This window comes from Acinetobacter sp. UBA2063, assembly GCF_002333245.1.
GTDB classification, from domain to species: Bacteria; Pseudomonadota; Gammaproteobacteria; order Pseudomonadales; family Moraxellaceae; genus Acinetobacter; species Acinetobacter parvus.
On sequence record NZ_DDAH01000195.1, the window covers coordinates 1 to 11,818 of the forward strand.

Sequence of the window (11,818 nt, forward strand, 5' to 3'; positions counted from 1 at the left end):
TACTCTCTAAATATAAAAAAATAATTCAGGATGAATTTTTGCCCAAACATGGATTTGGCGATGCAAGGTTATCTGTCGCACGAAAAGCGGTTATGGACTTTAAAAAACTCAATGGATTAAATATACATCTAGTTGATCTTGCAATCTATTATGTTGAAATTGGAGTAAAATTTACCAACATGTATGGTGATATCAATGAGCCATTTTATAATAGCATGGAGTCAATGTTTGCTCAGGCAATGAAATGGATGAAGCAGCTCAATGTAGAAAGTCAATTTCAACAAAGAGCAGCAAAAATTTGTCACGATACAGATAATATTGGCTGGGGGTTTCATGATGGACTATGTGAAATTTATAGTGATTATTTTGATGATTAATACTTGAAAGTATAAGAAAAAAGCCTATTCAAACCGATGTGGTTGAATAGGCTTTTTATTGTTAAATATATTTTTTCACAATCCCATCATCAAGCAATTGCTGGAAATGTTCACATACACTTTCACGAATATCGTGATATTGAATACCTAGCTCATTCACACTACGTTGTGAATTAAAGTAGATTGGATAACCCATATTCAGTTTTACAAATTGACGGGAATGCCCAAATATGGGTGCAACTAAAGAAAATGCTGTCTTAGGCACAGTAAAATGTGGGAAAGGATATCTGTAGCCAAACTTTTTCGTTAATGCTTGGCCCATTTCTAGTAGGCTTAATGTGCCACCACAAATGATATAGCGACCTTGTGCTTTAGGATTGAGTGCCGCAGCAACATGTGCATCGGCAACGTCACGAACATCAACAATGCCGTTCCACATTGGTGGTACACCAAACAGAGTGGTACCATTGCCAAACTGTTGTAGTACTTCAATACTGCCAGACTGACTTGCATCAGTGAGTGATGGTCCCATCACCAGTGCAGGGTTGATACAGACAAGACTCCAGCGATTTTGTTGCTCTGCCATTTCCCAGGCTTTACGTTCTGCGGCAACTTTCGAGTAGGGGTATGGTTGATGGGTTTCACTGCTGGTATTGTTCCAGTGGCTTTCATCAAACTCATTATTCGCGGTATTTTGAATCTCCACCGCATCGCCATAAGTTGAGGCAATACTTGAGGTCAGCACCACACGTTTGACTGATTCAGTGCGATTGACACTGTCCAGTACATTTTCTGTTCCTTTTACCGCAGGCTCAATGATATCTTTTACTGCATCCTTATAGTTGGTCACAACAAAAGGCGAGGCGGTATGGATCACGATTTCACAGCCTTGCATGGCTTCATCAAAAGAACCAGATTCAAGTAAATCGGCTTTAAAAAACTGAATTTGTCCTGATGATTTATCTGCTAGATCATACAGGTGCTGAATTTTATTTTTCTTAGATGGATCTCGAACCGTAGCATGTACGTTGTAACCCTGATTCAACAGTCGTTCAATAATCCAGCCCGCAATATAACCCGTAGCACCCGTGACCAAGATTGGTTTACTTTTATCCATTTTATTTCCGCATTATGTTTTTGTGATTGATGTTATTTACCGAATTTTGTGTAAACAAACAACAGCCGAGCAGTCATTTTTTAATGTTTTTTGATCAAAATTGCAGTGGAATAAGAAGCATTGCTAACCGTTACAAAAAACTAAATAAAGGATTTTGATTAAATTCATTGAGTTGTGAAGCTATGCCCAATGTGCAAAGGCTTATTTTAATTAGATAAATTGGGCGAATTAAAACTGTAAATGCGTATGTTTCGCATTTTAATTTTATAAAAATCATAAACTTACATACTTTTGGTTTTGCAATTATTGTGTAAATTGACCATAATGTTGTCATTCGATAGGAGTAAGTATTATGCGTGGCAATCCAGAAGTCATCGACTATTTAAATATGCTCATTGGCGGTGAATTGGCTGCTCGTGATCAATATTTAATTCATTCAAGAATGTATGAAGATTGGGGCTTGAGCAAGATTTACGAGCGTATTGATCATGAAATGCAAGAAGAAGCTTCACATGCCGATTCAATCATTCGCCGTGTTTTATTTTTGGGTGCTCAACCTAATATGAATCGTGAAGACATCAATGTGGGTACAGATGTCGTAAGTTGTTTAAAAGCTGATTTAGCACTTGAATATCATGTGCGTGAGAAATTAGCGACAGGCATTAAGCTTTGTGAAGATAAAGGTGATTACATCAGTCGTGATATGTTGCGTCAGCAGCTTTCCGACACAGAAGAAGATCATACGTATTGGTTAGAAAAACAATTGCGTTTAATTGAATTAATTGGTTTGCAAAATTATATTCAATCGCAAATTTAAGATTTACGAATGAATAAAAAAACTCAGCAGATGCTGAGTTTTTTATTTATCAATTATTTTTTAGTTTGAGCTTCTTTTAAATCTTTTAATACTTGATCCGCATGCGTTTGCGTATTCACACTCGTGTAGTGATACATAATTGCACCTTGAGGATTAATCAAGAAACTCTCACGTTTAGCAATTTTTGTAATCCCGAAGTTTCTAACAATGCCAAATTTTCCAGCAAGTTCGCCTTTTTCATCTGCCAAAATTGGGAAAGGTAAACCGAGCTTTTGTGAAAATTTCTGATGTGATGCAACATCATCTAAGCTCACACCCAAAACGACTGCATTCGACTTTAAAAATTGAGGATAAAGTGATTTAAATTGATTCGCTTCTTGAGTACATCCAGCGGTGTTATCTTTTGGGTAGAAATATAGCACAATCCATTTGCCTTTATATTGGCTGAGGGTATGCCATTGACCTTTCTGGTCTTGCAACTTGAAATCAGGCGCGGATTGTCCCACCCATTGCTTTTGAGCGGTATCTTGTTTGGAGAATAATGTGCTTTGTGCTGTGGTTAGGCTTGGTGTACTGAGCAAAACAAGAGAACTGCATAAAATAAGAACTTTGGACGTTATCGTATTCATCATTGTGATCTCAAAGTATCGTTGGAATAATAGCGCATATTTTAGCAAATTGAATCGTGTCAGCTAGAAAAAATAACCAATCTATGCGATGTTTTATACAAAGTAGTTGATCAGTGTAAAGGGATGCATTTGTCTAAAAAGATTCTACTCATTACTGGATGGGGCGGTGGTGCCGAATTATTAAAACCTTTACATGAGGCTTTAGAACAAAACGGACATAGCGTTGAGCGAATTAATATTTTTAATGCTTTGGATAATGAAGTGTTAGGACAACAAGTTGAGTTTGCACGTAATTTTGATGTGATTGTTGGGTGGTCGCTTGGCGGACAACTGGCAACCTTACTGGTTAATCAAATCCAACAACAATACAATGAGCAGAAAGCTTTAATCACTTTAGCGTCGAATCCATGTTTTGTGGCTCAAGCAGATTGGACCACCGCGATGCCAATTGAAACTTTCTTTGCATTTAAACAGTCATTTGAACAGGATGCGATTACCACCTTAAAACGTTTTGGCTTATTGGTCTGTCAAGGTACAAGTTCGGCAAAAAAAGACTTCGTGGCTATGCAGAGATTGATTCGTCCACAACCGATTGCATTGCTTAGACAAGGTTTAAAGTTGCTAGAGCAATTAAATCTGGTTGAGATGTATAAAAATTATCAAGGTAGACAGTTGCATGTGTTCGCAGAGAGTGATGCATTAATTCCTTACCAGATTATGCGAAATATCCAGAATTTAGCTACAAAGAACCTGTCTATAATTTCTTTTGATCAAGCATCACATGGTTTTCCATGTTTTATGGTTGAGCAGACTGTGCAAATAATTGAAGATTTTATTCAGCCGATTGTTTAATCTTGCGGTGGAATGAAAGTTATCGCAATTTATTTTAGATTTTGACAAGTTTAAGATAAAAAGCTGTTGAGATTTATTGAACGTTCTAATCATTATTGAAATTTACTTTTAATATTCGCTATCGTGGAGGCGACATGGATGTCGCCGTTAGGCTGTGGCATCAAGGATGTGCCATCAGCCTAACAAAAGATTTTTGCTTACTTTTCATCTTTGAAAAGTAAGTACAGCTGAAGGCTTATCCTGAAATTGGGTGAGTACTCGGAATGACACTGTAGAGCACATCGTTAAATATTGAATTTACAGAGGTAAAGGATGACAGACCCATTTGATTTAGAACATATATGGCATCCCTATACTTCAATGTTAAATCCACTACCAAGCTTTAAAGTCAAACGTGCTTACGGTGCAACAATTGAATTAGAAGATGGTCGAACTTTGGTTGATGGCATGTCGTCATGGTGGTGTGCGATTCATGGCTATAACCATCCTGAACTGAACCAAGCGGTTACAGATCAATTGCAGAGCATGGCGCATATCATGTTCGGTGGTCTAACCCATGAACCTGCAATTGGATTGGGCAAATTATTATTAAAAATTACGCCGCCGAGTTTAGATAAAATTTTCTATGCTGACTCAGGTTCGGTTTCAGTTGAAGTGGCTTTAAAAATGGCAGTGCAGTATTGGGCTGCATTGAATCAACCTGAGAAAACCAATTTTATTACTACACGTTCTGGCTATCATGGTGATACTTGGAATGCGATGTCTGTGTGTGATCCAGTCACAGGGATGCATCAGATTTTTGGTAGCAGTTTACCGAATCGAATCTTTGTACCCGCGCCACAAAGTCGCTTCGATGGTGAATGGGATCCACAAGATATTCAAGAGCTCAAACAGCAGATCGAACAGCATCATCAGAGTATTGCCGCATTGATTATCGAGCCAATTGTTCAGGGTGCAGGTGGGATGCGTTTTTATCATCCTGAATATTTACGTCAGGCCAAAGCTTTATGTAAGCAATACAATTTATTGCTGATCTTTGATGAGATTGCGACAGGTTTTGGACGTACAGGTAAAATGTTTGCTTGGGAACATGCGCAAGTTGAGCCAGACATCATGTGTATTGGTAAAGGCTTAACAGGTGGTTATATGACTTTGTCTGCAACATTAACGACTAAACAAGTGGCTGAAACCATTAGTCGTGGCGAAGCAGGCGTATTTATGCATGGCCCAACCTTTATGGCGAATCCATTGGCTTGTGCTGTTGCTTTAAGAAGTACCCAATTATTGGTTGAGCAAGATTGGCAGAGCAATATTCAACGTATTGAAAAGATCCTTGTTGAGCAATTAAGTGATTTAGTAGAACTTGATCATGTTGCAGATGTACGTGTATTAGGTGCGATTGGAGTGGTTGAATTAACCTCTAGTGTTGATATGAAAACCTTGCAGCAACAGTTCGTTGAACGGGGTATTTGGGTGCGACCATTTGGAAAATTGGTCTATGTGATGCCGCCGTATGTGATCACAGATGAGGAACTCCATTATTTATTAGCACAGATGAGTGAAGTGGTAAAAAATATGCAAGGAGCGCATAGCAATGTCCTTGCTTGATCATTATGCCGAGCAGCTTGACCAGCTTAAACAGCAAGGTAATTTTCGTCAATTTACTGCAAATCAACAGCAGGGAAAATGGATTACCATCCAAGATCGAACCATGTTGAACCTAGCATCCAATGATTATTTAGGCTTGGCCGCTGATTTAAGTTTAAGAGAAGAATTTCTCGATACGCTGAAAATTGAACGGGCGCTCTTTAGTTCATCTTCGTCACGCTTGCTCACGGGTAATTTTGCAGAATATGAACAATTTGAAAATAGCCTAAGCAAGACTTTCGGTCGTGCTGCATTGCTTTTCAATAGTGGCTATCACATGAATATCGGTATTTTGCCTGCATTAGCGGATAGCAAAACTATTATTCTTGCCGATAAACTGGTGCATGCTAGTATGATTGATGGCATTCGATTATCGAATGCTCAATATGTGCGTTATCGTCATAATGATTTGCAGCATCTGGAACAATTATTGCAAAAGTATCATCAAGATGAGCAAATTGAACGCATTATTGTGGTGACTGAAAGTATCTTTAGTATGGATGGTGATGAGACTGATCTAGCAGCATTGGCACAGTTAAAACAGCGATTTGCTAAAACCATGTTGTATGTTGATGAAGCACATGCGATCGGTGTCAGGGGGGGGCAAGGTCTGGGCTGTGCTGAACAATATGGCGTATTGGATCAGATTGATTTCTTGGTTGGAACCTTTGGTAAGGCAATTGCTTCTGTGGGCGGCTATATCATTTGTGATTCAATCATGCGTGATTATCTAATCAATAAAATGCGCCCACTGATTTTTAGTACTGCTTTGCCTCCAATCTCGATGGCATGGTCAGATTTTATTTTTAATAAAGTGCTGAACATGCAGCAACAGCGTCAGCACTTGGCTGAGATCAGTCAATATTTACAGCAAGCGGTGATTGCAAAAGGTTTTTCGAGTCCATCCAGCAGTCATATCATTCCAATTATCTTGGGTGAAAGCCAAGCGGCCATTGAAAAAGCACGCTATGTACAACAACAAGGCTTTTATGCCATGCCAGTACGCCCACCAACGGTGCCACAAAATAGCTCACGTCTTCGTATCTCGCTCACCGCTTTGGTGCAAAAAAATGAACTGCAACAACTAGTGGAGTGTTTGTGAGCATCGATAAAGCACTGGTTGCCCAACGTTTTGCCAAAGCAGGGCAAAGCTATGTCGAACATGCTGTGGTACAGAAACAGATTAGTGCACAGTTATTTGAATATCTTAAAGTGTATTGTCCGCAGAACTTAGCCTCTGTGCTTGAGATTGGCTGTGGTTCAGGCAATCTAACGCATTTATTTCAGACTCATTTTCAGTTTGAACAGCTATTCTTAAATGATTTATATGCTGATGTTGAACAGCATTTTTCAACGATTCAAAATATAGCTTGGTTGATCGGAGATATTGAACAGCTGACTTTACCACAGTCCTTAGATGCAGTGATTTCTAGTTCAGCATTACAGTGGATGACTGATCTACCTAAGTTATTGCACCGAATTCATGATGCTTTAAAACCGAAAGGCTATTTGGGTTTCTCTACATTTGGTGAAAATAATTTAATTGAAATCAAAAAGCTGACTGGGCAAGGCTTAAATTATTATTCCAGTGAAGTACTGAAACAGAAACTTGAAGAAAGTGGCTTTGAGATTGTGTTTATAGAAGAAGAGCAAAAACATCTATATTTTGATCATCCAAAATCTGTATTGCAGCATTTAAAAGCGACGGGGGTGACTGCAACAGCAAAATCGCATCGCTGGACCAAGCAATCGTTACAGCAGTTTTATTCAGATTATCAACAGTTTCATGATGAGCAAGGTTTCCGTCTGACTTATCATCCGATTTATGTGATTGCACGGAGAATAGCATGAGTGCAGCAATTTATTTTGTCAGCGGTATTGATACAGAAATTGGGAAAACTTATGCCACTGGTTATCTCGCCAAACTTTGGACTGAACAAGGGCAGCGTGTTATCACCCAGAAGTTGGTACAAACTGGGAATGTAGATAGTTCAGAAGATATTGAAAAGCATCGTGAAATTATGGGCAGTGGCTGGTTTCAGGAAGATCATGAAAAATTGACCATGCCTGAAATTTTTAGCTATCCTGCCTCGCCACATTTAGCTACACGTTTGGATGGGCGTGAGTTAGATTTTGCCAAGATCGAAGCTGCAACTAAAGAGCTTGCTCAGCGTTTTGATGTAGTATTGTTAGAGGGTGCGGGCGGTTTGATGGTGCCTTTAACCACAGAGTTGTTGACTATTGATTATATTGCTGAACATCAATTTCCTGTGATTCTGGTCACTTCTGGACGTTTGGGTAGTATTAATCATACTTTATTGAGTCTGGAGGCTTTAAAACATCGTGGTTTGAGTTTGCATGCTTTGGTATATAACTTAAAGGATGAGTCGAAAGATCCGCTTATTTCGAAAGATACCGCAGATTATTTAAAAGCTTATTTGGCAAAGCATTTTCCTGAAGCAGAATGGATTGAATTGGAAAAGTTTTAATTCTGACAATGATTAATGAAATAAAAACTTATTATAAAACAATATCATATTTTAATCAAATGTTGAAAATATTAATTCATTGATTCTTTTGCAAAAATATAGAATGATGGAGTCCATAAAAGCAAATTCATCAATACACCTGAATACTGGCGAAAAGCTGGATATGGATTAAAAATCAGGATATGAGCATTACATTGAAGCCTCAATTTTTAAAGGTCGCCTTAATTGCGGTCATGATTACAGGGATGCCAGTCAGCCATGCAAAGACTCCTGCCCAAGCTGACAAGGTGCTGCGGGTGGCGTTTCCTGCACCTGATGATGGTTTTGATATGGTGAAAACCTCCAATTTTTATAGTGGTAATATTGCTGATGTAATTTTTGAAAGATTGCTTCAATATGATTACTTGGCAAATCCAGTCAAGCTAGTGCCTGCAACAGCTCAGAGCTTGCCAGTGATCAAAAAAAATGGACAGGTCTACACCTTTAAAATCAAGCCAGGCATCTACTTTACCGATGATCCTGCATTTAAAGGCAAGCGACGGGAACTGGTCGCTGAGGATTATGTCTATGCGGTAAAACGTATTCTTGATCCAAAGAATCATGCGCCATCTTTTTCCTTTATTGACAATAAATTGCTTGGTGCAAATGCGCTGGTTGAGCAAGCCAACAAGACAGGAAAATTTGATTATGATGCACCGATTGAGGGAGTAAAAGCCCCCGACAAATACACCATTCAATTTACCCTGACCCAGCCTGATTATAATTTTCCCTATATTCTTGCCTATAGCACCTTTGGCGCAACGGCTCGGGAAGTAGTTGAATACTACAAGGATCGTATCGGAATGCACCCTGTCGGCACAGGGCCATATATGCTGGGTAAATATGTGCCTCGCAGTAAAATCGAGTTGGTCGCCAATCCTGATTATCGTGGTTTTACCTGGAATTTTAAATCCACAGGCACGGCTTGGGATAATCAACTGGTCAAGCAAATGAGTGGTAAGCAAATGCCACAAATTGGCAAAGTGACGGTCAGTATTATTGAAGAGGAACAGTCACGCTGGCTGGCATTTCAGTCCAAACAACTTGATTTTGATAGCTTAACGGCCAATGCCATTGCCAAAGCTTTAGACCAAAACAATCAACTGAATGCGGAGATGCAGAAAAAGGGCATTCGCCTATATGCCAATAAGGAAGCAGAAGTCACCTACACCATGTTTAACATGCGTGATCCTGTGGTCGGTGGCAGCAGTCTGGATAAAATTGCGTTAAGACGAGCGATTGCCATGTCATTGAATATGAATGAATATATTCGTATTCTGCGTAAGGGACAGGCGGTTAAGGCCGAAATGCTGGTGCCTGCTGGCGTCAATGGTCATAACCCGAATTATCGCAGTAGCATTGGTTATAACCCTGTCTTGGCAAATAAGTTGCTGGATCATTTTGGCTATAAAAAGGCGGCAGATGGTTATCGCACGTTCCCAAATGGCAAGCCTTTAATCCTTAAAATTAATACCGAAAGTAGTTCATCTGCTGTGATTTATTCAGAACTGTGGAAAAAGGGGCTGGATGCGATTGGGATTCGGGCAGATTTTAAGGTCAGTAATTTTGCTGACAACCTCAAGGCTGCTTTTCAATGTAAATATATGATGTGGGGCGGTGCGTGGCACGCCGATTATCCAGAGGGAGAAAATTTTGCTCAACTGCTTTATGGGGCGAATGTTGGTCGAGGCAATTTATCCTGTTATCAATCCGTAGCCTATGATGCGCTGTATAAAAATGCAATGAAATTACCGCCTGATCAACGTATGCCGTTTTATGAAAAAATGAGCCGACAAATTGAAGCGGACAATCCGTGGGTGCTACAGGATACCCGTAACCGTAACTGGGTCATTCAGCCTGAAATTCAGGGCTTTAAGGCACATCCGATTATGAGTACCAATTGGCAATATCTGGATATTGTTCCAACACAAAAGAAATAATGTGAACACGTATGAAGCAGAATTTTAAAATTTCATTGCAGCAGTATGGGATGGCGGTCTTGCTTGGCACAATCTCGATTGGCATAAGCAATGGCACAATGGCAAAAAGTCCAGCCAATCCAAACAAGGTGCTGCGCTATGCCTTTCCTGTGGCGGAAACAGGTTTTGATCCTGCCGCAGTTCAGGATTTGTATTCAGCGCATGTACTATATTCCATTTTCGATACCTTATATACCTATGATTATCTGGCTTCACCCGCCAAGCTGGTTCCTAATGCTGCGGCTGCCTTGCCAGAAGTCAGTGCCGATGGCTTGACCTATACCATCCGTCTTAAAAAAGGGATTTATTTTTCTCCAGACCCTGTGTTTAAGGGGAAGCCACGAGAGCTCACCGCAGCAGATTATGCTTATTCCTTTAAGCGGTTGCTTGATCCGCAACTGCATTCACCGAGTAGCTGGTTATTTGAGGGACGCATCGTAGGAATGGACAGTGCCATCCAGCAGGCCAATAAAACGGGAAAATTCAATTATGATCAGTCGATTGCAGGCTTGCAAACGCCTGATCGTTATACGCTGGTGATTCGCCTGACTGAACCAAATCATAATTTTCCGATGTTGCTGGCACATCAGCCAACAGGGGCAGTCGCCCGTGAAGTGATTGAACATTATCGGGACAAGGCTGGTTTTGTCATGGGGCATCCGATTGGCACAGGGCCTTATTTATTGTCCCGCTGGACACCTGCTTCACGGATTATTTTAAAAGCCAATCCTGACTATCGTGGCTTTGTCTGGGATTTTAAGGCCAGCAATCCAGACGATCAGAAAATTGTCCAGCAAATGCAAGGCAAGAAAATGCCACAGATTGGTGTGGTGGATATTCAGGTGATTGAGGAAGCACAGTCGGGGTGGTTGTCGTTTCAGAAAGATGGACTGGATTTATTGACCTTAACAGGAGATTTGCCTGCTCAGGCACTCAAAGATAGTAAGTTAAAACCTGAATTTGAGCAAAAGGGTATTCAGCTTTCCCGAATTTCTGATCCCTCGATTGATTATTTATACTGGAATATGCAAAACCCTATGGTCGGTGGATTGAGTAAGGAAAAAATTGCCTTACGCCGTGCAATGGCAATGGCGCATTCACCTGAAAAAGATATTCAGATTTTAATGAAAGGGGATGCCAAGCGTTTACAGTTCCCGATTCCTTACGGCGTGGCAGGGCATGATCCCGATTATAAGGGCAGTGTGCCGTATTCGGTGAAAGCGGCCAATTTATTGCTGGATCGGTATCATTATAAAATTGGCACGGATGGCTGGCGTAGTTTACCGAATGGTAAACCCTTGCTGATAGAGTTTATGCCATCCAGTAATAGCGCACGAAGTATGCAAATGGCTGAATTACTAAAGAAAGATTTAGCCAGTATTAAAGTGAATATGGTGTCCAAACCTGTGCCCTTTGCTGAGGGTTTAAAAGCAGAAAAGCAATGTAAAACCATGTTTAAGGGTTCTGCATGGATTGCGGATTATCCTGATGGCGATAATTTTATGCAGTTGTTTTATGGCAAAAATGTCAATGCCACCAATAATTCCTGTTTTAAGTTGCCTGAATATGACCGTTTGTATGAGCATTCACTTAAACTGTCTAATGGACCTGAACGAGATCAGTTATATCGGAAGATGGCACGGCTTTTAGAGTTTTATTCGCCTGTGCAAATGATTTCCAGTCGTTATCGTAATGTTCTGATTCAGCCCCGTGTGATTGGCTATAAAAAGCATCCGATTTTGCCTGCGGAATGGATGTATATTGATATTGAGGAAAGGAAATAATTTTTGTGTCTGCATCATGGAGTCTTGCCGAGTTTATATCTAATTTTGCTATCAGCCTGCGGCTCGCCTTACTTTTCAAGGATGAAAA

The 11,818-nt window shown here is 40.1% G+C and carries 11 protein-coding genes; 9 read left to right on the plus strand and 2 right to left on the minus strand.

The genetic code is table 11. The features are described 5' to 3' along the window. A partial coding sequence (locus B4H32_RS09460; RefSeq protein ID WP_286802589.1) for a DUF6155 family protein occupies positions 1 to 377 on the plus strand: 377 nt, incomplete at its 5' end. 61 nt (positions 378 to 438) lie between these two features. On the opposite strand, the gene B4H32_RS09465 is transcribed toward B4H32_RS09460, so the two are convergent. Next, entirely contained in the window at positions 439 to 1,494 is a 1,056-nt protein-coding gene (locus B4H32_RS09465) for an SDR family oxidoreductase (protein ID WP_004682893.1), read from the minus strand. 352 nt (positions 1,495 to 1,846) lie between these two features. Between B4H32_RS09465 and ftn the strand changes: the two genes are divergently transcribed. Continuing rightward, positions 1,847 to 2,311: a heteropolymeric bacterioferritin subunit Ftn gene (gene ftn, locus B4H32_RS09470; RefSeq protein WP_004663600.1), complete on the plus strand. Its 465-nt coding sequence runs from the start codon at positions 1,847 to 1,849 to the stop codon at positions 2,309 to 2,311. Positions 2,312 to 2,364: 53 nt separating this feature from the next. Here ftn and B4H32_RS09475 read toward each other — a convergent pair whose 3' ends face one another. Further along, positions 2,365 to 2,943, minus strand: a complete 579-nt coding sequence (locus B4H32_RS09475; RefSeq protein WP_286802594.1) for a peroxiredoxin — start codon at positions 2,941 to 2,943, stop codon at positions 2,365 to 2,367. A 120-nt stretch (positions 2,944 to 3,063) separates the two neighbouring features. Between B4H32_RS09475 and B4H32_RS09480 the strand changes: the two genes are divergently transcribed. From B4H32_RS09480 to B4H32_RS09510, 7 genes are all read left to right on the plus strand, one after another. Beyond that, complete coding sequence (locus B4H32_RS09480; RefSeq protein WP_004682891.1) at positions 3,064 to 3,792, plus strand: hydrolase; 729 nt, start codon at positions 3,064 to 3,066, stop codon at positions 3,790 to 3,792. 312 nt (positions 3,793 to 4,104) lie between these two features. After that, complete coding sequence (bioA, locus tag B4H32_RS09485; protein ID WP_004769686.1) at positions 4,105 to 5,400, plus strand: adenosylmethionine--8-amino-7-oxononanoate transaminase; 1,296 nt, start codon at positions 4,105 to 4,107, stop codon at positions 5,398 to 5,400. Further along, positions 5,387 to 6,541, plus strand: a complete 1,155-nt coding sequence (locus tag B4H32_RS09490; RefSeq protein WP_004682888.1) for an 8-amino-7-oxononanoate synthase — start codon at positions 5,387 to 5,389, stop codon at positions 6,539 to 6,541. The genes bioA and B4H32_RS09490 overlap by 14 nt, the downstream gene beginning before the upstream one ends. After that, entirely contained in the window at positions 6,538 to 7,290 is a 753-nt protein-coding gene (bioC, locus tag B4H32_RS09495) for a malonyl-ACP O-methyltransferase BioC (protein WP_004682887.1), read from the plus strand. Before B4H32_RS09490 ends, bioC begins: the two co-directional genes overlap by 4 nt. Continuing rightward, entirely contained in the window at positions 7,287 to 7,928 is a 642-nt protein-coding gene (bioD, locus tag B4H32_RS09500) for a dethiobiotin synthase (protein ID WP_004682886.1), read from the plus strand. The genes bioC and bioD overlap by 4 nt, the downstream gene beginning before the upstream one ends. A 233-nt stretch (positions 7,929 to 8,161) precedes the next feature. After that, positions 8,162 to 9,907 (plus strand): ABC transporter substrate-binding protein, encoded by a 1,746-nt coding sequence (locus tag B4H32_RS09505; RefSeq protein WP_414630962.1) that lies wholly within the window; start codon positions 8,162 to 8,164, stop codon positions 9,905 to 9,907. 11 nt (positions 9,908 to 9,918) lie between these two features. Then, on the plus strand, positions 9,919 to 11,730 hold the full coding sequence (locus B4H32_RS09510; protein WP_286802602.1) for an ABC transporter substrate-binding protein: 1,812 nt from the start codon (positions 9,919 to 9,921) through the stop codon (positions 11,728 to 11,730). Positions 11,731 to 11,818 lie beyond the last annotated feature (88 nt).

Coding starts and splice junctions, on each gene's coding strand:
- B4H32_RS09465 (WP_004682893.1), bottom strand. CDS start 1,494: ATGGATAAAAGTAAACCAATCTTGGTCACGGGTGCTACGGGTTATATT.
- ftn (WP_004663600.1), top strand. CDS start 1,847: ATGCGTGGCAATCCAGAAGTCATCGACTATTTAAATATGCTCATTGGC.
- B4H32_RS09475 (WP_286802594.1), bottom strand. CDS start 2,943: ATGATGAATACGATAACGTCCAAAGTTCTTATTTTATGCAGTTCTCTT.
- B4H32_RS09480 (WP_004682891.1), top strand. CDS start 3,064: ATGCATTTGTCTAAAAAGATTCTACTCATTACTGGATGGGGCGGTGGT.
- bioA (WP_004769686.1), top strand. CDS start 4,105: ATGACAGACCCATTTGATTTAGAACATATATGGCATCCCTATACTTCA.
- B4H32_RS09490 (WP_004682888.1), top strand. CDS start 5,387: ATGTCCTTGCTTGATCATTATGCCGAGCAGCTTGACCAGCTTAAACAG.
- bioD (WP_004682886.1), top strand. CDS start 7,287: ATGAGTGCAGCAATTTATTTTGTCAGCGGTATTGATACAGAAATTGGG.
- B4H32_RS09505 (WP_414630962.1), top strand. CDS start 8,162: ATGATTACAGGGATGCCAGTCAGCCATGCAAAGACTCCTGCCCAAGCT.
- B4H32_RS09510 (WP_286802602.1), top strand. CDS start 9,919: ATGAAGCAGAATTTTAAAATTTCATTGCAGCAGTATGGGATGGCGGTC.